Consider the following 19891-nt stretch of genomic DNA (forward strand, 5'->3'; position numbering starts at 1 on the left):
ACGGAATTATCCGTGAGGGGCAGCCCCTTTGTGATGTCGGTTGGGGATTGAAGCTGAAATTGATGCCAGACTACTCCCCTCTTTCTCCCTCAAACAACTCCCTATACTTCCCGTACCCTTCGCGCTCCAGCTCCTCCCGCGGCACAAAGCGCAGCGCTGCCGAGTTGACCTGGTAATGCTGCCCGGCAGGCGGAGGGCCGTTGTGAAACAGGTGGCCCAGGTACGCGCCGGACAGGCGGCCGTACAGAGCGGTGCGCGCTTTGCCGCTGCGCAGGTCAGCTTTCCGGCGGAGAAAGCCTTCGTGGATCGGCCGCGTAAACGCCGGAAAGCCGGTCCCTGCATCGAACTGATCCCGTGAACAGAATAAGGGATCGCCGTTCACCACATCCACGTAGATGCCTTCGCGCTCGTTATTCCAGTACGCATTCTCGTAAGGCAGCTCATCCGCGCCGTGCTGCGTGACCTCGTACTGAAGGCGGGTCAGCTTTTTGCGCAGCTCGGTATCATCCTGCTTTCTGCGCCAATGCTTTTCGGAGAATGTCCCGCGTCCGGAACCCTCATGGTAAAGGTTGTAGTCGTAGCGGTGCGTTTTATAGTAGTCCTGGTGCTCGTCCTCCGCCGGATAGAACGGCCCCGCCGGCAAAATTTCGGTGACGATGTGCCCTTTAAACCGCCCGCTTACAGCAAGCTCCCGCTTGGAAGCCTCCGCTTTGGCCCGCTGTTCCCCGTTATGTACAAAAATGGCCGTCCGGTAAGAATTCCCCCGGTCCATAAACTGCCCGCCCGCATCGGTCGGATCGATCAGCTGCCAGTAGATGTCCAGCAGACGCTCATACGGAAACACCTCCGGGTCAAAGGCGATCTGAACCGCTTCGTAGTGCCCGGTCGTTTCCGTCCCTACTTCTTCATAGGTGGGATGCTCCGTACGGCCCCCGGTATAACCGGACACGATCGAATGGATGCCCGGCAGCTCGTCAAACGGCTGCACCATGCACCAGAAGCACCCGCCCGCAAATGTGGCCAACTCCCAGTCCTGATGATTGTCCTGCTCCATGCCTTTCTCCCCTTTCTTTTCAAAGTAAACATACCACAGTTCCGCATGCCTTGTCCGAGCAGCATTTCATGCAGCTCCCGTTTCCGCAGACCGGGTGAAAGCCGCAGCATGAAGAGGCAGGAAGACGGGCCAGAGGGGGATAAACGGGTCATGGCGGACCAAGTCCATCACTTGTCCGGCATGAATTGGCATCCTTGTCCGCAGACAAGCATACATTTTAGAAAAAGGCTTGACCAGCTTGTGACTACCAAACTATTCACCAAAGGATGATCGGGTTGAAAATACAGTTAATCCCCGGCCGTTACAGGCACCACCGGCACCTGTTTTACCGCCGTCTCAGCAGGAAAGTCTCTCTTATTACAGCGGGAGCGGTGCTTCAAGGCTTTGCGATGGCGGTTTTTTTATTCCCTCACAGCATCCCGTCCGGAGGAGGTGCCGGCATTGCCGTGCTGCTCAATCACGGATTCGGCCTGCCCGTGAGCCTTGGCCTCTGGTTTGCGAATTTCGCCTTTCTGATTTTTACCGCCCATCATTTGGGCATCTTCAGTGCCATTGGCACCATTTACGTCATCACGGCCACGTCCGTATCGGTCAATTTTTTTGAGGTCTATGTCCGGCCGCCGCTGCTGAATGTGTGGCTCGACCTCTTGATCGGCTCCCTTATTCTCGGCACCGGCGTCGCCATGCTCATGAGACAGCGGGTATCCAACGGAGGTATCGGTTATACCGCACTGGTATTGTACAAGTACAAAAAAATAAAACCCGGCACATCCCTTTTCTGGATGAACGGGGTTATCTTTGTCCTGACGGCCTATGTCGTCAACTGGAAAATCATCCTTTTCGCCATAGGGTGCCAATTGATCTCCACCCGGGTCATCAATTACCTGCTCGGCCGTAAGCCGCAGCGGCGATGGGAAGCCGGATTCGCCTGGCGCAGCAAAAAATAGCATCTTTCTCCTGACCATCAAACACGCAAACTGCAGGATCCATCCCAAAGAAAAGGCCGGATCAAGATCCGGCTTTTTGGCGTCCGCCGAACGGCCGAATCAGGCCCGCCGGCTTGTTTCGGTAAGCTTCGGCGCGTTTGCCGCCGGACGGCTTTCCTTCCCCGGACTCGACCCGGATCAAGAATAGAGCAAGCAGCCCGATCACAAACGTCAGTCCGGCAATGGACAGAAACATGCCTGGCCGCGACCATCCCATCATCCACCCGAACAACGGCGGGCCAACCGCCACCCCGAAGAACCGCACCGACCCGTACAGGGAGGTCACAATGCCCCGTCTCTCCTTCCCGACCGCTCTCGTAATAAAGCTGTTGATGCAGGGCAGGATCAGGCCCGTTCCCAAACTGCTGACGGCCAGAATGGCGATGAACAAGGTCAAGTGTCCGATAAACGCCAGCAGAACGTAGGCGATCGTCATCAGAACGAATCCGATCACGATCAGCCGTTTCATCAGCTTATTGTTCTCTTTAATTTGGCTGCCGGTCACGTAGGACGTGGTGCACATGACCAGCAAAGGAATGGCCAGCACCAGCCCTTTGCCGGCTCCCATGATATTGTGTTCCTTTTCCAGCATGTCGGACAGGTAAAAAAGAATGCCGAACAGCGCAAACAAACAGGTCGCGCCGGCCAAGTATGCGGGGATCAGCCAGCGGCCCTCATGCTTGAACACGCTGCCGAGACCATTGACGTATTTCTTAAAAGGCATCGGCTCCTTCTCTTTTTTCTTCTCCTTAATTAGGAGCCAGGTGAGTGTGATCGAAATAATAACGACCGCCGGAAAAGTAAAAAATACGCTATACCATACAATCAAAGCCACCAGCGATCCGAGAATCGGCGAGATGACTTTACCAAAGCCGTTGGATGCCTCGACCAGTCCGAGCACCCTGCTCTCCGCGGATCCCTTGAACAAATCGCCCGTGAGCGCCATGGCGATCGGTGCTGTCCCTGCTGCGCCTATGCCTTGAAGCGTTCGGCCCACCATAATCCAGAGGTAAGGCTGGGGAAACAGAGCTGCCGCGAATCCGGCCAGCAGACCCCCGATGCCGTACAGGATCAGTGCCGGCACGATGACAATTTTCCGGGAAAAGCGGTCGGACAAATACCCCAAGATCGGAATGAAAAAGGCGGCTACCAAAGAGAACGCGGTGATCGTCAGGCTTGTTTGAAACGATGAAATATGAAGCTTCGACTCCATTTGGGGTAGGATCGGAATGAGCATGGAATTGCCCAACGTCATGATGAAGGGAACCGAGGCAATGGCCGCGATCGTTTTCCCCGACGGTTGTTTCTGCTGTTCTTCAGCCATCGCTGGAGTGCTCCTTTCTTAGGAAAGTACAACCTTTTCTGCTTAGATTGTCCCTGGAAACGTCAAGTTATGCTCTGGATTGAGTTTATTCAGAACGTATTCAGAGCCTTATGATCTAATGGAGGTATCGCTTTAAACGGAGGTATGAATACGGTAATCAATGAATGGAATTGCTTGGTGGTGAAGGAATGTTATCGAAAATACAGCAAGAGGCATTGGAACAAGCCCGGAAGCATGGTGGAAAGCTTGTTCGGTGGAATGACGGAGGATATTGGACGTATGAGGGCGTTCTTCCAAAGGCAAGCGGCTCGACAAGATGGCCTGATGGCGAATGGCGCTGTACGACAAATACGATTTTTGCACTGGTCCGCCGCGGGTACATGGCCATGGATGATTGGCATACGTGTTCGGTCGTGCAAGAAGAACCGCCTGAGCAACCGGGTAAAATGGAGCTTTAGAAGGTTTCAGAATACATAAGCATGCCGCTTCCGGGAAAACACGGGGCTATTAGGGGAGAGAAAGCCGCTTGAAGGTAATGATCGTCGATGATGAGTATCTGGCATTATTAAAAATGGAAAAACTGCTTCAGACGCAGACCGCTGTTCCTATTCCGTGGAAGATCATCGGATCCTATATGAATCCCCACGATGCACTGGCGGCGTCCCGGATCGAGGTACCCGATGTGGCCTTTTTGGATATCGAATTACCGGAAATGTCCGGCATGGAGCTGGCTGAGCAGCTGCTGGCAATTCATCCGCAGATGCACATCGTCTTTGTGACCGCCTTTCAACAATTTGCGGTTCACGCATTTCAGGTGAATGCCCTCGATTATTTATTGAAGCCCGTTCAACCCGCGAGACTGGCCGTAACGCTGAAACGAATCGCACAAGGCTTGAGCCTGAAGACTGCGGGTTCCGGAACGATCCTGGTCCCTCTGGAACAAAGCTTGTTGGCAGGCCGGCCCAAATCCGTCAGGGAATGAAACGCTGAATACCACGAACAAAAGCATAAAGTAGCCTGTTCAGCAGGCTGCTTTATGCTTTATTCTATGCTTACTGGGGGGACGAATTCCCGATGGCCCCCGGGGCCCTGGCTCGGAATAACGAAGGACATCGCCGTCCCCTGCCCCACATGGCTCTCGATCCGGAGTCCTCGGCCGTACCGCTGCAGGAGCCTCCGGTTCGTGTTCTTCAGTCCGACGCCACCGGATGACGGTTCGCTGCGGGAATGCGGTTGGAGCAGATTTTGTACTTCCTCCGGACTCATGCCTTTCCCGTTATCCCTGACTTCAAATCGCGTGCCGCCTTCTTCCCGGCGGATGATAATCTGCACGGTTCCGCCTTGAATCCGGCTCAGCAGACCATGCTTCACCGCGTTCTCCACCAGCGGCTGTACCGTGAGCGGCGGAATAAACAGCGATAACTGCGGATCGATATCCCATATGACCGCCAGCCGCGGCCCGAAACGCGCCTTCTCGATGTATAAATATGCCCGGACAAGCTCGAGTTCATGGGAGAGCGGCACTGCTTCCTCCGAGTTAATAAAATCGATGCTGATCCGCAGATAGGAAGTAAACGCATCGGCCAGCTCCCGCATTTGATCCAGATCGATATCGCTTAAAGCCATGATCGAATTGATCGTATTAAACAGAAAATGCGGCTGAATCTGGGCCTGCAAATACGCCGCCTCGAGCCGGAGGCGCTCTTTTGCCGATATTTTCAGCGTCGCCAAGGAGCGTACCCGGTATTTCAGCTCAAGCGCATCCACCGGTTTCGCTACGTAATCGTTGGCGCCGGCCATAAATCCGGCATAGATATCCTCCGGCCGGCTTCTTGCGGTCAGCAGCAGAATCGGCAGCTCGAAGCTGTTGAACCGTTCCCGGACGATTCGCGTCAGCTCATAACCCGACGTATGCGGCATCATCACATCGGAAATGAGCAGGTCCCATGTCGAGGACGAGAGCTGCTGCAGCGCTTCTTTTGCCGATAAAGCGGTGTGAATCTCATATGGCTCCTCAGCGAAAATGCCTGCAAGCACCCTCAAATTTACCGGATCGTCTTCGACGACTAAAATTTTGATCCCACCGGATATCGATTCGTTCAGCGATCCAGCGGCTTGGCCAGCATAAGCCGTCTCCAAGGAGACAGCGGCTTCCGTGATTTGCAGGGAATCCAATATGGCATCCTCCAGCTTCGGCTCGGTACGCCCTCCCACGGAATTGTCTAGATCCGCCTGCAGCCAACCTTCGGCTGTGGGAAGCGAAAAACTGAATACCGCTCCTTGTCCAGGAGCCGATTCGGCGGTCAGCCTCCCTCCGTGCAGCTCGACCAGCTGTTTGCAGATGCTGAGGCCAAGCCCGATCCCCCCAGGATCGTCCTCATTCTGAGCCTGCCCGTAGGGAAGAAAAATCCGCTCCAGTGCGCCCTGTTCCATCCCTCGGCCTGAATCGGCCACACGAATCACAACGGTCCCTTCCTTGGCCTCGGCCGAAATTTCGATGACGCCTTCATCGGTAAATTTGATGGCGTTATGCAGCAGGTTGAACACAATTTGGGTCAGCCTTTGTTCATCGGCATCAACCCGAGGAAGCTTATCCGGTATCGATATGACCACTTGAACGGGTTTCCCTTCCGTCATATGAGCCAGCATGCTGACCACGCCGGACACGACTGATTCAACCTGCAGGGCTTCCCGGCGCAGCACGATCCGATGATCCTTCAGCATGACGGCGTCAAGGAGGTCATTCAGCAGCTGCGACATCCGGCGGCTGATGGTGACGAGCAGCTCCATATTTTGATGGCTCGCTTCCGACATGGAGCGTCCCTCACGGGAAAGGACCGATTGCGCAATGTTGATGATCCCGTGCAGCGGTGTCCGCAGCTCGTGGGAAGTGTTCGCCAGAAATTGATCTTTGCGTTCGTCCGCTTTCCGAAGCTCGGCGTTCAACCTGGCATTCTCCGCCGCATTCCGGAAATATCGCTTAAACCAGTACACCGAAAATCCGACAACCCCAGCCACGATATCGACCGGATAATAAATCGGAGTGAAATTCCAGTCGAAATTGACAAATCCCCATACGATATTGGAAATGACGCTCGTTGCCGCCAGCAAAATGATAAAGGCATCCTTCCGCTTTTGATATACCATCTTGCCGATAAGCGCAAAGAACCAGAAGCTCGGAATCAGGTACAACAAGCCGAAGACATGATGGGTCCTTGTGATATGAACCAGATTGGCCGGGGCTGCAAGGATAAAAATCCAATATATCGCTGAAACGACCAAATATCCAAGGAACAGTGGCCCACGCCGGACTTGCCCGGTAAAGCCCCTGCCCATCAACAGCATGCAGAACGGAACGCCTAAATAAGATATAAGCCGAACTTTCAGCATCCAGGTGTAATTCAGGGGGAACCAGCTCATCAGTACATACTCGTGATCCGAAACCACCGTCAATCCCGCGAAGATGAGCAGGAATACAAAGACAAGCAGGAGCTTCTCCCGCGGGTTGATCATGACCATAATACCGGCGTACAGGGCATGAAGCAGCAGGATCGTAAACACGGCCATCTGAAAAACGATCGAATACCACCATTCATAATCGATAGCCGCCTGTGTCCCGAACCGCATGGACTCGATGATGCCCCCGCTCGTGGGATCATGATAATTCGCCGATTGCACAAAAATATCAATTACGTTCTGCTCATTCGGAGCAGCGTTTTTGGTGAAAGACTGGATGACTGGAATATACGCTTTAGCACTCGCCGCCGGTTTGCCGGCCTCGCCGGCGATGTCCCCATTGACGATCACAACGGATGAAGCTTTAATTTCTTTAATCCATAATTTATAACGCTCGTCCGGCTGCTCATCGACAAGAATCCGGAGCCTGTAGGTTCCGTACCCGAACGACGAACCGCTTTTGTCCTGCCAAGCCGGGCTCCAATCCCCGGGAACCCGGATCATACGCCTATCCAGATTATTTTCGTCCGCTTGGCGGTTGTCCGAGATCAACCGATCCGGGTAAAACTCCCAGTCCCCGTCCAACAAGATGGAATGCCTGTTATCCATGGGATGCCCGCGCAGGTCAAGAATTCCTTGCACAACCTTGGGCTGCTCATCCGTGCCGAACGTATCCGACCAGAACCATCTTGCCCCCAGCATGAGGGCTAAATATGTAATAAATATGATGATTTTCTTCACCAAACTCTTCTGAGCCTCGCTTCTCTTGAAGTCGTCCATATTCATAGTAACGGAAACCGCCGTATCCCGCTATTATAATCTTGGAGCGCCGGAAGATTAGGTCGTAGAAATTCAAATAGATTCTAATTTATGAGAAATTTACGATAAATAGCCGCTCCCGAAGGACCGGCTGCATTCAAAGCATCATTTAACCATGCTGATATTTCGTTTAGTTCGTATTCTTAAATGGCGCACCCCGGTCCATCACCTGCTGCATTTGCTTCGCAGCCTCTATGGGCGTTATGCCTTTCGCCGCAAGCGCCTGAAGTACTTCAAACAGCTTCTGCTGAACATCGGAATTCGTCAGTTCGCGCGTTCCAGCAATGCCGCGTTCCGTATAATAATCAAGGACCGTGGCGAGTGCTTTTTCTTCCATCTGGCCTGCCATAACCTTCCGATCGACTTGGACCCCTGTGGCGCTGGGCAGCACCTGCAGTGAATTGGACCAAACTCGCTGCCCTTCCCCTGTCGTCATGAACTCTATAAACTTCCATACCGCCTCTTTATGTTTCGAATCCCGGTTCATCGCCCAGGCAACATCCACAGTCGCCGTAGCCGTCCGGCGGGTTCCTTCGGTCAATTGAGGCAGTGGAAATAAACCAAAACGGTTCGGATTATAAAAGCCGCTAACTGCCTGACGGGTCATCACGCTGAGCTGCCATGACCCCATACTTAACATCGCCAGCGTCCCGCGATTAAAATCGTGATAAGCATAGGGATAAAGGGCGCGTTCCAAAGCTTGGCTGTCAAATATCCCGTCTTCAAACATTTGTCTCCACCAGCGAAAGCTTTCAACCAGATCCGGGTCCGTCCAGGGAACCAGACCCTGCTCCGCACGGTACACTTTACCGGGGGCGATTTGACCGGCGATGGCCATAAAGATGTCCCGGCAGGCCCATCCCTCTTTCCCTCCGATTCCAATCCCGTTTTGCAATGCAGGATCGGATTTTCGAATGGCGGATATGACATGAAGCAGCTCATCATACGTTCGCGGTTCCTCCAGATTCAAACTCTCGAAAATGGATCGATTGTAAAATATGAGAGGTGTAATGGTAATGCCCCCCGGCAGGACCCGATAATCCTCACCCGAATATGCGGATTGTTCCAAGGCCAGCTTATGGAACCGCGATTTCCAATCGGGGCCCCAGCTTTTCTCCGCGTAGGGACGGAGCGGTTCAAGAAATGATTTGTATTTGTTCGCATTCGCGCCAACCTGCATCGCAATAATGTCCGGTCCGTTGCCGCTGGCTAGTCCGACGGATAACTTCTGAAAATACGCCTCCGATTCGCCGATATGCTGCACGACCAGATCGATGTCCGGATTTTGCTGTTCAAAGGAAATCTCCAAGTCCCGCATCTGATCACCGTTTGGAATCCACTTCCAGAGCACAACTTTTTCATTAGGCATATCGGCTCCATCCTGCTCCGGCAAACGGTTAAGATCAGTGGGAGCAGAATCGCAGGCAGAAGATAGTATTAGAAGACTGGCCAAGCAGACAGAACCGATCCAGCTCCTCCTCATCATACACTCCCCTTCATCCAATGCTTCATTTCAATTTGCTTTATTGTGCAGAACGATTCTCTCATAATTGGCAGGCGTAAACCCGGTCACCGATTTGAAAACTTTAAAGAAGTAGTTGTAATTCTGGAATCCAACTTCACTGTAGATGTCCTTAATTTTTATTTTATTTTCAATCATCTTCTTGGCTGCTTCCACCCTTGCGCGATTCACGTGTTCGACGAAGGGGATTCCCGTTTCTTGACGGAACAATCTGCTTAAGTACACGGGATGTATCCCGACAATAGCTGCTGCATGTCCAAGTGAAATCTCACCGCGAAAATGCGTCCGGATATAATTCATTGCTTTCCGTACATAAAGGGATTCTCCCTCCGGGACGGCTTCCGGCTCAATGAGCTCCGACATGCGAAGCATGCAATCAACTACAGCGGTTTCGCATGCCCCCCATGTCTCATCCGATCCGGATAGCATGGCGGCTCGAAGCTGCTTGGCCAGCTCTTCGGCGCGGGGGCCGAATTGCCGGCCCAATCTTGCCGCGAGCTCACACAATTGATCATTGAGACGGGATACCCGGATGGATGCAGCCCCGCCGCCATCCCTGGCGATTCGGTACAGCTCATTGATTTGCCTCTCTAAAGACGGGATATCCTTGGATTCTATCGAAGCCAGGATGGCCATCTCCTGCCGGATACCCATTATGTATTCCCCTGTCTCCGTTTCGGAGCAGTACCCGCTTTCCGGATAATCCCCACTGGACTTTCTACCTTCTATTAAAGATGCCGCAGCGGCGGAATAGGCTTGAGGGAGCTGATCCATCCTTAAGCAGGGAGCGCTGCACGAATATCGGATCCGGACATTGAGAAATTTGGAGAACAGTTTGGATATCCGGCCCAGATAATGCTCGATTTCCTCATTCAGCTTAAGTTCGCTCCGCGATGATGCCGAATCATACAGGATCGCAAACTGATGCTGGCGGATATAAAGCATTTCGCCAGTGAAATGCTGCTCGAACAGCATGGACACGGATTTCGCCCATTGATGATACTCCTCCTCCGAGAGACCCTGCTCCCCGAGGGTGCCATGATCGACCTGGAGAGCAATAACGACAAGCGTTTTGCCTCTGTACTGCGCTTTGAGGCTTGATTGCAGCTGATTCCAAACCTCGCTGTGCAGCCGGGCTCCACGAAACCAGGAACGGATCTCCTTCTTCATCACTTCGCGGTCCATTCCCGTGGACAACGCGGCGTCCGAGGATGCATGATCCGTCACATGAAAGCGGTTCTGTTCTGCGGCCAGCCGGGCTTTATGCAGGGCGGACAGCAGCATTTCCGGGTTCATCCGGTCTTTGAGCAAATAGTCCACGGCTCCGCCCTTAAAAGAATCCCGCACGTAATCATATCGGTCATAACTGCTCAGCATAATGAATTGGGTAGCTGGGTATTCCGCTTGCGCCTGCCTTGAGAATTGAATTCCATCCATAATCGGCATGTATACGTCGGAAATAATAATGTCAGGCTTCAGCTGGCCCAGCTCATCCATTGCCGATAACCCGCTATCAAAAATCCCGCATATCCGAAACCCTTGCTGTTCCCAATCAATTAGCTCCAGCAAATGATTTCTCGCCAATATCTCATCGTCCACAACCATAACCGTGTTCATTCCGCCGCCCCCTACGAATCGCTTGACCCCCGCTCAAGCGGATGGCCGGGATGAGTCAAAAGGCAATCGCAAAGTAACCTTGGTATATTCTCCTGGCCTGCTGTCCAAGTCGAGGCCATAGGCGCTGCCATAGGTTAGCTGAATGCGCTCATGAACGTTATGAAGACCGATCCCGAACATTTTGCGCTGGTCTTCCTGATTCTTTCCCTGTCTGAATAAATCCAGCATCTCTGCCGGCATGCCCGGACCGTTATCCACCACGGCAATGACCAGGCTGTCATCCTGCTCTGTTCGGATGCTGATCCGGATGAGGCCGCCCTCGATATCCTTCCTCGCTTCGATTCCGTGAAGCAGGGCGTTCTCGACCAAAGGCTGGAGCAGCAGGGGAAGAACCCGGTAATCCTCGAGTCCTTGCTGCATGTCATAATGGATGGCGATATCATCCACATACTTGTAGTTTTGAATATCCATGTAGCATTGTACACTTTGCAGCTCTTCGCTGAGTGTGACCAGGCCTGAATTTTTGCCTGCTGCGCTTCGGAGCAGATGAATCAGGGATCCAGTGACCTGTTCGATGTTGGCCGCATGCTGCAATTTGGCCAAATACCGTATCGTATTCAGCGTATTGTATAAAAAATGGGGATGGATCTGAAGCTGCAGCGCCTTTAAATCCGCTTCCCTCTTCTTCTTTTCGTTCCGTTTGATATCGTGGATTAGAGAGTTTATTGTATCCATCATATGCATAAAGCGGATCGACAGGAGGCCGATTTCATCTTTGGTCCGAGGCAGCTCCTTGGGGCTTAAATCCCCCGATTCTACAGCCTTCATGGCCTTGCTGAGCCGCTTGATATTTTTGGTCGTCTGCTGGGACAGCGCAAAGATCAGCAGGAAGATAATGATCATCACGATGGCGGATGCCCAATACATCCGATCCCGAAGCTCTTGGGAATCCCCGATCAATATTTCGATCGGAATTAAGCCGACCGTGGTCCAGCGGGTATGATCCGACCGATAGATCAAAACCAGCTTCCCATCCTCCTGATACCGGACGCTTCCTCCCCGGGCTTGTACGGCTTTCATGGCCTCGCTGAGCTTGGGGTGTCCGAGAATCAGCTGGGACCAATGTTCATCCTCTCCATAAAGAACGCCCCCGTTCTCATCAAGCAGAATCAATTCGGTTCCAGGTATCGATTGTGCGTTCATCAGGCTGCTGATGGCGCTGTACCGGACATACATGTATACGGTGCCCACGACTTTACCGCCCCGAAGCACGGCCTGCCCGATCACTACGGTATAGCTTTCGTCGCTTTCCGGCTCAAGGCCGCCCGCCAGGTTAATCCGAAGCAGAAGTGCTTTCCCCGAAGCGCCGCTTACATCTTTATTCCAGATATCGCTGATCACATCGTAATACATCTTGGAGAAGCCGGCGGAGAAGACGGTTCCGTCTTCTCCGACGACTTGTATCGCCAATATGCTGCTGTTAAAGGAATAGATCGTTTCCAGAAAAGATTCGACCTTTCGCCTCCGGAGGAGCCGCTCGTAATCGCTTTGCTCCGGTTTTGGCGTAATCGGCTCCGCAATAAATTCCTGATTCATCGATATCAATGTAGAGAGCGAAATGAATTCATTCATCAGAAAATCCAAACTGTGATTGGCGTTCTCGATATTGTCCATCACATACTCCGATGCGTTCCGCTTAAGAATGTTCGTGGTGTTGGAATACCAGATCCAGGTGATCAGGGACAGCGTGACCATCATGATCACGGTGAAAGTCAACACCAGCTTTGCCTGAAAACTCCTTCTCAGCGCCAGTTTTCTTGTCCAATGCATCCGCAATTCCGATATACCTCCATAAGTAACGGTGCAGTTGCTATTCGCCTGCGATACCGGAATTCTCTATGCTTTCCACGAAATAACGTTGTACGAACAAGTAAAGCAGCAGAATCGGAATGATCGTCAACATGACGGCTGCCATAATTTGATTCATCAGGGTTGGAGGCATGCCAATCGCCTGGCTGGAAGATACCGATTGTGCCATCTGCCCCATCTGGGCGTCAGCACTGCCATTGAACGTGGCCATATTTTGCGCTAGATTGAAGAAATCAGGAACAGTCAAATACGTTGTGGGCTCAAACACGTCGTTCCAGTGCCATACCACCGAGAACAGAAATACAACAAGCATTGCCGGCCGGGCGAGTGGGAACATGATTTTCCAATAGGTCCGCACCGGTCCTGCCCCGTCAATCCTCGCTGCCTCTTCAAGTACATGCGGAAGCCTGCGGTAGAATTGAATGAAGATCAGCACAAATAGCGCGCCTTTCAGGCCGTGGCCGAACAAGGACGGCACCACAAACGGCAAATGCGTGTTGATCCAGTTCATATGAAGGAAGGGAATATCGCTGAAAAACAAATATAGCGGAACGACGATCGTCTGGGGAGGCACAAGGAAGGTAAACAAAAGCAGCGCCATCCATAGGCCCCTCCCCGGGAACCTGAACCTGGCAAAACCGTAACCGACCAGCGAACAGCTGAGGATTTGCAGAAAAGCGCTTCCAAAGGAAATGATAGCACTATTAGCAAAACCTGGCCAGTAATGAATTTGTTCCATAGCAATGCGGTAATTGGCAAAGCTGAGATGCGTTGGAATCCACTGCACCGTCGCATTTGCCACATCGACCGAGGTCATGAAGGAACGCGAAATGATGTAAAGCAGCGGGTACAGAAACACGAAGGACAGGCTGAGCATCACCAGATAATAAATGATCGTGCCCATCACCGAACGTGTTCTTTTCACCATGGTGATCTTCCATCTGTCCTGGGTGCCTGGTTTCAGAAGAAGCTGGCGCCGGGCCATCGATTGGATTCTTTCCATATTCATGCCCTCCCTTCGGCCGTAGCCATGCTTTTACGGAAAATGAGAAAGATAATGCCAAGGACGATGAAGATAAACAGAAAGTAGAGCCAGCCGATGGCCGAGCCGTACCCGTAATCATTGTTGCGAAACACGATGTTCATCAGATGATTCATGACGTGGTTATCCGTTTTGGTAAAAGAGTTCACAATGCTGAAGAGGGTGTTCACCAGGATCATCGGCATGATCATCGGAAAGGTTATTTTCCAAAACACTTCCCACTTTGTCGCCCCGTCGCATTTGGCCGCCTCATACAGAATAGGAGATATGGTCTGCAGCCCGGCCAGAAATATTAAGATTTGCACACCGGAATCCCACATGACCAGCGTCAGCGAATCCGCATACTCCAGCACCGGCTCCAGAATCTGTTCCGGAATGAAGAAAGCGAGCTTGCGAAATAAATCGTATTGAACAAAGATGGGCAGCTTGGCGGCTCCCTGGTCAAGCAGCTCGCGGAGAATGGCGCCCGACGCGATAATGACCGGCAGGAAGAACACGCCGCGGAAAAATACCTTGCCCCTCGAGGCCTTGTTCAGCAGCAGGGCGCTAAACATGGCGAACACCAGAATCAAGGGTACCTGCGTAACCATCGCCGTCATGGTCTTCTGCAGAAGGGGCAGGAAATCGACATCCGTCGTAAACGCCTGCCGGAAATAAGTGAAGCCAACGAATGTTGCCACCAGCCCATGCTCACTCGGCTCCAGCCTGTGAAACGCATAATAGAAGGAACGGCCCAGGGGGATCGCCATGAACAACAGAAATCCGACAATCCACGGGAGAATGAAGATATACCCCTCCAGCATATGGCGAACCCGAATGGAAAGTTTCATTTTTAAATTCATGGCGCACTCCCCTCTACCACCGCATAATTTAAGGCTTCAACCTTCGTGTTATCCACTTCAACCGTCTTGCTGCCGTAATTGACGATCACCTGAACGCCATTGGCGTAAGTAGTCCTGAACACCTGGGCACCCAGCTTTTCATGGTTGACCATCTGCTCATTCATCGTTAGGGCGGCAATACGGCTGTAGTCTTCATATTCCTGAACCGAAGCATCCATCCAGTCCCGATAGGCGGAACTGAGCAGCCGGTCCTCGGCTGTCCGCTGGAGCTTGCTCGTCTCTTCCGCGGTCAGCTCATAGGTCGGAATGGCTCCGTATTCCAGGGCTCGCAGCCTGTCATAAACCGCATCGTCTCGAAGATTGGCCGGGCTGGAAGTATAGGGGACCAGTCCATGCATGACCAGCTGGTAGAACGGTACCGTCTCATCTGCATAGATGAAATGGCTCGAGTCCACCGGCGCGCCGTCAATCCGGTCTACGGACCCGAAGGTATACGCGAAGCCGTAATCGACCGACACGGCGCCCGATGCCTTGAACCGCTCCATCGCCTGCCGCCAGCTGGCCGCAGCTTCCGCGCGGGTCGTTTCGTGCGAGCGGTCCTCATCGGAATACAGCATGCTGCCCATATAATCCAGACTCACTCCCGCAACCCCAAATCCTGCGAATTGGGCCAGTTGAGGCTCGATGTAGCGCTTCAACGTCCGCTCGGGCTTCAGCAAGTAGAACTTGCGGGCAGGGTTATTATACTGATTGGAGGTATAGTAGTCATAGGCAGTAAGCACCTCGCGGTCCATTCCCCTGACACTGTCTTTATTTTTGCTTATCCCATCGCTTCCCGAAAAGGCACGGACAAAGTTGGCGGACAGGAACAGGCGGACCCCCTTGCTCTTCGCGTACCCGGCCAGGTCTTCCAGGCCCTTGCTGCCTCCAAGCGGTTTGCTGACAGGAAAATGATCCGGCTGATCTCCATATTTGCCATGGCGGTTCCAGCCGTCGAACGTGACGTCCATTGCCGTGACTCCTTTGGCGGCATAGCTGTCGATGATTTGTTTGGCCTGTTCGAAGGTTGTCATGGAAATAAAGGTTTTGCCGATGATTTCATCGCGTTCGATGCCTCCGAACAGCTTGAGATGCAGGATCGGCTGATTCATTTTGACGGGCGTCAAGCCCTTTTCCTCGATCAGGTAGTTCCGGTAATCGGCGGCCATGCCGATATAATTCGCTTGTTTCCCATCCGAAAGCACATACCTCACCTTGCGGTCGCCCGGGATCATTGTCCCTTGGTAGAAGGGAACTTTGCCGCTGTCGCCAATGAACACAACATCATCGTTCCGATAGATGAATTCCACCGAGGTTCGGTAGAACGGAATATTCCGGATTCCGGAAGGGGTAGCATTGATTTTGGCGCTGTACTCCCCCTCGGTAACGATGCCCAGCGCCCCGGTCCCGTTGCGGTATATACCAAATAGGGGCAGGGCAATGTTCTCCTTCGGCGGCTTCTCATGAAGCCAGTTGGCCTCAACCTCATCATGGGACTGCGTCCGGAAGGCGGCATCCGGCCCGTAAATCGGCTCCGAATATCCCGCATAATACGGAGGATGATTCTTCTTGAACCGCATGAGCGCGCCGGATCCGTCCGGCAGCAGCACGGCTCCGTCATCCTCGTCCAAAGCCGCATTCAGAAACGGCAGCAGCTCCAGACTGACGATGTGCGCGCTTCCGGATTCCTTGATCGAGTCCTGGGGAATGGTCACCTCAAATCCATCGTCCCGCAGGCGGTATTCTATGGCAAAGGCGAGCTTGATCGATGGCATTTCATAGTGGAACCGGATCCCATTCTCGATCTTTTGTTCTTCGACCTTGAGTTCCTTATCTTTGAGCGTATACGTCGATACGATTTCGGATCCCTCCGTGTAGCTGATATGAACCGGTGAGTCGAGGTACAGCTTGTTGCTTGGGGTCGTCTTCCGGTCAGCCTGAGGCGCGCCAAGCCACTCCCGTTTCGACTGATTGTGAACGATGCGGATATTGCCGGTCTTCGGATCATCATACAGCGTGTACTTGGCATTCGAAACGGCCTTGCGGGTCGCGGTCACGGGGTACACCTTTTTGGCCGGCTGCTGAACCGCTGCCTTACCCGCCGCGGGAACATCCTCTTTCACCGAGTCCTTGGTTTCCTGTTCAGCTCCAGGCGGCTCGGCATTGCCGGGGACATCGTCCGCCTCTGCCTGGACCCCGCTCATTCCGGCTTCCCCCTGCTTCGGTTCTGCCGGCTCCGCCCTGCCCATATAAGGTACGCTGACCGCGATCACGGCGGCAATCAGGGCGGACAGGACGGCGTATTTATGCTTTCTTGTCATCTGCATCCCTCCTAATACCGGAATCGCACTTCTTTAATCAGATCCAAGATAAAGCTGCAAAACTGATTGATCAGTCCATACATCAGAATAAGCACGAACAGCATAATCACCATGCCGATCACGGTCAGGAGCGCAATGCCGACCATCTTCCCCAGTTCAAAATCATGCAGCACCTTAATTTTGACGAGCAGCAGCCAACCGCACCAGACCAGCAGCAAATTGGACAGGAACAAAATAATGGATTGTTCGTCCAGGGATAAAATGTTGGTCAGCAGGGTGACAGGAACAATAAACAGGATGTATGGAGCAAGCGCGAACGCACTGCCGACGAAAATTTCCTTGAATTTCCCCTCACCTTCGAGAATGGTGCTCACCGCCCAGTTCGACACGCAATACGCGCCCCATGGCACGATGATCCACATGAATTCGTACACCCATGAAATTTCATAGGGCTGCCTCGTCTCAAATGCATAGCCCGTCACGATGAGCGACAGCATCTTGGCCACAAACAGCAGCAGGATCAGCAGAACTCCCTGCAGCCAAGAAATCCGCTTGGGGTTCTGGATGTCATAGAAGAAATCAATCGGATGGACGATGACCTGCCGGATTAACTGAAGCGTATTCATGGACTCTCACCTTTCCCCCATGTTGATTCCGCCTTAGACGCACCCGCGGTCATCCTGGCTGTCACGACGCGCCGCAGGAAACGAAGAAGCAGCGGCACCGCATAGCGGAGCACCAGGATCAGCAGGATCAAGCCCCCGGCGAACCAGGCGAAATGCTCCCTCATATACGCCTTGCGGTATTCCTTGAACGCTGTGGAATAGTCGCCCTTGGTCTCAGCCAGCTTGAAATATCGCATCGCTTCGCCGTATCGCTCCCCTTTGTAGAGCGACTTGCCGATGGCGTGATAAGCCATGTCGTAGTTGGCGTTATACTTCAGGACTTCCTTCCACATCGATTCGGCCTCCTCATAGCGGCCGTCAACGTACAAGGTCGAAGCTTTGTGCACCAGATCGGCAAATGGTGTCGTCCGGAACACGTCGATCCGGTTGCGGCCTTTATCCAGAACGGCCATCGAGCCGTCCGGCAGCCCCGCGATGTCGGCCGGCGTTTTGAACAGGCCGCTCTGGTCGCCCAAACCACCGTAGACAAACAGCAGATTGCCCAGCTTGTCGTATTCGAACACCTTGCTCGTATTCAGGTCCAGTGCCGAAATAAACCCTTCCGGACTGACGGAGATGGAGACGAAGGAGGACAATTCAAACGGTCCCGCTACGTCATACCGGTCCCCGTACCGTTTCGCCCTGCCCGGGTTCAGCGTATCGACGCCGACGGGGGACAGCCGTTTGATCTGATTCGTTTCCGTCGCCAGCGTCGTCGTATACAGCGAACCTTCCTCATCCTGGGTCACGCTGGAAAATTCCAGCGGCCGCTGCACGGCAAGCTGAGCCTTCTGATCATCCGTTGCAATCGTGTTGACCAGCAGCCTTTTCCAGCTGAAGCCGATATGGTTAGCGCCGAAAAAGCCTTTAAACTGTCCGTTCTTGTCAATCTGGAGCAGCCCCTGCGTGTTTCCTTCGCTGACCACCATCATGACTTCCCGCTTATCCACGGTCAGCTTGGAAGGCGAATAGGTGAAATTTTTCCCGAGAAGCGGGCTATGCGGCACCGTATGTTCCTTCTCGTATTTGCCGCTTGGGCTGAACAGCACAATTCTTTGATTCTTCGTATCCGCCACGTAAATCGTCCCGTTCGGATGAACAAACACGCCTTTCGGCTCGCTGAGGGCTCCCTTGCCTTCCGCATCGCCAATGACGCCCAGCACTTTCATCTCCATGCTTAAGTGCACGATCCGGTTGTTGCCCGTATCGGCCACGAATATCGTGCCGTCCGGCGCGACGAATAAATCCTGCGGCTCCTTAAATGGTCCCGATTCGAGGTCGTAACCGTCCATCGAGTATTGATAGATATAACCGTTAATGGAATGCACGTCCGAATCATGCCGGTTCCATTGATACCCTTCGTACGGCACCGCGGCATGAGAAACGCCGGGAACGAACAGACCGGAGGCGAAGACGGCGGCCAGGATCAGGCCTGTCAGTCGATGTTTTATTCTCATCGGCTTCCCTCCCTACTCTTTCAGACCCGAGTGGGCCATTGTCTGCAAAACCAGCCGCTGCGTAATGACAAAGACCGCAATGGTCGGTATGATCATCAAAAAGCTGGCTGCCGCAAAGGTTCCCACTCTGGCAATGACGCCCGCTCCGCCGCTTATGGTCTGGATGGCCAGCGGGAGCGTCTTCATGTCTTCTTTCGTTGTGTACACCATGGCCGGGTACGGATCGTTCCAAGCCTGAATGAAGCTGAACAGCGCGAAGGTCGCAATGGCCGGCTTCAGCATGGGCATGATGACGCTCCACAGTACCTTCCATTCCGACGCTCCGTCGATCCGCGCTGCTTCAAGCAGCGCATCAGGAATCTGCCTTAGAAACTGCGTCATCAGAAACATGCCGACAGGCGCGGCAAGGTACGGAAGGATCAATGCCAAATAATGATTCATCAACCCGCTCCGGCTGATCAGCAAATACTGGGGAATTTGCAGCACCATCGGAGAGAACATCAGCGAAAGGACGACCATGTTGAAGATGGCCCCCCGGAACGGCATGTTGTGCTTGGCGAGCGGAAATGCGGCCATGGCCGAAATGACGATTCCGCCTGCGACGATCAGACCAGAGACGACGATACTGTTGAAAATATAGCGTGAAAACGGGACGAACGACGTACCGGTGATCAGCAGCAGGTCCCTGAAATTCATCAGAGTCGGATGATCCACCAGAAATCTTGGCGGAAACAGAAACAGCTCGCTGACCGGCTTCAACGATGTCGATGCCATATACACCAGGGGCAGCAGCATCAGCAGCCCGAATCCTGTTAAGAAAACATACAGGAAGATTCCGCTCCAATCGACTCTGCGTCCTTTAACGATGCCATGCATGG

The 19891-nt window shown here is 53.2% G+C and carries 15 protein-coding genes; 3 read left to right on the forward strand and 12 right to left on the reverse strand.

Going from position 1 to position 19891, the window contains the following annotated elements; genetic code table 11:
- Window positions 1–70 precede the first annotated feature (70 nt).
- Window positions 71–1054 carry a peptide-methionine (S)-S-oxide reductase MsrA gene (gene msrA, locus FHS19_RS28685; protein ID WP_183585621.1) on the reverse strand — a complete coding sequence of 328 codons (984 nt, stop codon included), beginning with the start codon at window positions 1052–1054 and terminating at the stop codon, window positions 71–73.
- Window positions 1055–1329: 275 nt separating this feature from the next.
- Here msrA and FHS19_RS28690 point away from each other — a divergent pair, with 275 nt between their 5' ends.
- Complete coding sequence (locus FHS19_RS28690) at window positions 1330–2001, forward strand: YitT family protein (RefSeq protein ID WP_246426878.1); 672 nt, start codon at window positions 1330–1332, stop codon at window positions 1999–2001.
- 61 nt (window positions 2002–2062) lie between these two features.
- On the opposite strand, the gene FHS19_RS28695 is transcribed toward FHS19_RS28690, so the two are convergent.
- The gene (locus tag FHS19_RS28695) at window positions 2063–3364 is read right to left on the reverse strand and encodes an MFS transporter (protein ID WP_183585625.1); all 1302 of its coding nucleotides are present in this window, start codon (window positions 3362–3364) and stop codon (window positions 2063–2065) included.
- 188 nt (window positions 3365–3552) lie between these two features.
- Here FHS19_RS28695 and FHS19_RS28700 point away from each other — a divergent pair, with 188 nt between their 5' ends.
- Window positions 3553–3822, forward strand: coding sequence for a hypothetical protein (locus tag FHS19_RS28700; RefSeq protein WP_183585627.1), 270 nt, complete (start codon window positions 3553–3555; stop codon window positions 3820–3822).
- 77 nt (window positions 3823–3899) lie between these two features.
- On the forward strand, window positions 3900–4346 hold the full coding sequence (locus FHS19_RS28705) for a LytR/AlgR family response regulator transcription factor (protein WP_246426901.1): 447 nt from the start codon (window positions 3900–3902) through the stop codon (window positions 4344–4346).
- 59 nt (window positions 4347–4405) lie between these two features.
- Here FHS19_RS28705 and FHS19_RS28710 read toward each other — a convergent pair whose 3' ends face one another.
- The 10 genes from FHS19_RS28710 to FHS19_RS28755 form a co-directional block, all read right to left on the reverse strand.
- The gene (locus tag FHS19_RS28710) at window positions 4406–7561 is read right to left on the reverse strand and encodes a hybrid sensor histidine kinase/response regulator (RefSeq protein ID WP_312887362.1); all 3156 of its coding nucleotides are present in this window, start codon (window positions 7559–7561) and stop codon (window positions 4406–4408) included.
- Window positions 7562–7769: 208 nt separating this feature from the next.
- A complete protein-coding gene (locus FHS19_RS28715; protein ID WP_183585637.1) occupies window positions 7770–9008 on the reverse strand; it encodes an ABC transporter substrate-binding protein in 1239 nt (412 codons plus the stop codon).
- Between the two features lie 144 nt (window positions 9009–9152).
- The gene (locus FHS19_RS28720) at window positions 9153–10778 is read right to left on the reverse strand and encodes a response regulator transcription factor (RefSeq protein ID WP_183585646.1); all 1626 of its coding nucleotides are present in this window, start codon (window positions 10776–10778) and stop codon (window positions 9153–9155) included.
- 33 nt (window positions 10779–10811) lie between these two features.
- Entirely contained in the window at window positions 10812–12608 is a 1797-nt protein-coding gene (locus FHS19_RS28725; RefSeq protein ID WP_246426902.1) for a cache domain-containing sensor histidine kinase, read from the reverse strand.
- Window positions 12609–12648: 40 nt separating this feature from the next.
- Window positions 12649–13650 carry a carbohydrate ABC transporter permease gene (locus FHS19_RS28730; protein WP_183585650.1) on the reverse strand — a complete coding sequence of 334 codons (1002 nt, stop codon included), beginning with the start codon at window positions 13648–13650 and terminating at the stop codon, window positions 12649–12651.
- Window positions 13651–13652: 2 nt separating this feature from the next.
- A complete protein-coding gene (locus tag FHS19_RS28735) occupies window positions 13653–14531 on the reverse strand; it encodes a carbohydrate ABC transporter permease (protein WP_183585652.1) in 879 nt (292 codons plus the stop codon).
- Window positions 14528–16891 carry a DUF5696 domain-containing protein gene (locus FHS19_RS28740; RefSeq protein WP_183585654.1) on the reverse strand — a complete coding sequence of 788 codons (2364 nt, stop codon included), beginning with the start codon at window positions 16889–16891 and terminating at the stop codon, window positions 14528–14530. Before FHS19_RS28740 ends, FHS19_RS28735 begins: the two co-directional genes overlap by 4 nt.
- Before the next feature lie 11 nt (window positions 16892–16902).
- On the reverse strand, window positions 16903–17517 hold the full coding sequence (locus FHS19_RS28745; protein WP_183585656.1) for a YIP1 family protein: 615 nt from the start codon (window positions 17515–17517) through the stop codon (window positions 16903–16905).
- Window positions 17514–19013, reverse strand: coding sequence for a hypothetical protein (locus tag FHS19_RS28750; protein WP_183585658.1), 1500 nt, complete (start codon window positions 19011–19013; stop codon window positions 17514–17516). Before FHS19_RS28750 ends, FHS19_RS28745 begins: the two co-directional genes overlap by 4 nt.
- A gap of 12 nt (window positions 19014–19025) precedes the next feature.
- Complete coding sequence (locus tag FHS19_RS28755; RefSeq protein WP_183585660.1) at window positions 19026–19889, reverse strand: carbohydrate ABC transporter permease; 864 nt, start codon at window positions 19887–19889, stop codon at window positions 19026–19028.
- Between the last annotated feature and the right edge of the window lie 2 nt (window positions 19890–19891).

This window comes from Paenibacillus rhizosphaerae (genome assembly GCF_014192015.1).
In the GTDB taxonomy this organism is placed as follows: Bacteria; Bacillota; Bacilli; order Paenibacillales; family Paenibacillaceae; genus Paenibacillus_AQ; species Paenibacillus_AQ rhizosphaerae.

Bases quoted from the DNA above. Each gene is read 5' to 3' on its own strand.
- FHS19_RS28745 (WP_183585656.1), bottom strand. From the start codon at position 17,517: ATGAATACGCTTCAGTTAATCCGGCAGGTCATCGTCCATCCGATTGAT.
- FHS19_RS28755 (WP_183585660.1), bottom strand. From the start codon at position 19,889: ATGCATGGCATCGTTAAAGGACGCAGAGTCGATTGGAGCGGAATCTTC.
- FHS19_RS28695 (WP_183585625.1), bottom strand. From the start codon at position 3,364: ATGGCTGAAGAACAGCAGAAACAACCGTCGGGGAAAACGATCGCGGCC.
- FHS19_RS28700 (WP_183585627.1), top strand. From the start codon at position 3,553: ATGTTATCGAAAATACAGCAAGAGGCATTGGAACAAGCCCGGAAGCAT.
- FHS19_RS28735 (WP_183585652.1), bottom strand. From the start codon at position 14,531: ATGAATTTAAAAATGAAACTTTCCATTCGGGTTCGCCATATGCTGGAG.
- FHS19_RS28720 (WP_183585646.1), bottom strand. From the start codon at position 10,778: ATGAACACGGTTATGGTTGTGGACGATGAGATATTGGCGAGAAATCAT.
- msrA (WP_183585621.1), bottom strand. From the start codon at position 1,054: ATGGAGCAGGACAATCATCAGGACTGGGAGTTGGCCACATTTGCGGGC.
- FHS19_RS28740 (WP_183585654.1), bottom strand. From the start codon at position 16,891: ATGACAAGAAAGCATAAATACGCCGTCCTGTCCGCCCTGATTGCCGCC.
- FHS19_RS28715 (WP_183585637.1), bottom strand. From the start codon at position 9,008: ATGCCTAATGAAAAAGTTGTGCTCTGGAAGTGGATTCCAAACGGTGAT.
- FHS19_RS28705 (WP_246426901.1), top strand. From the start codon at position 3,900: ATGATCGTCGATGATGAGTATCTGGCATTATTAAAAATGGAAAAACTG.
- FHS19_RS28725 (WP_246426902.1), bottom strand. From the start codon at position 12,608: ATGCATTGGACAAGAAAACTGGCGCTGAGAAGGAGTTTTCAGGCAAAG.
- FHS19_RS28750 (WP_183585658.1), bottom strand. From the start codon at position 19,013: ATGAGAATAAAACATCGACTGACAGGCCTGATCCTGGCCGCCGTCTTC.
- FHS19_RS28730 (WP_183585650.1), bottom strand. From the start codon at position 13,650: ATGGAAAGAATCCAATCGATGGCCCGGCGCCAGCTTCTTCTGAAACCA.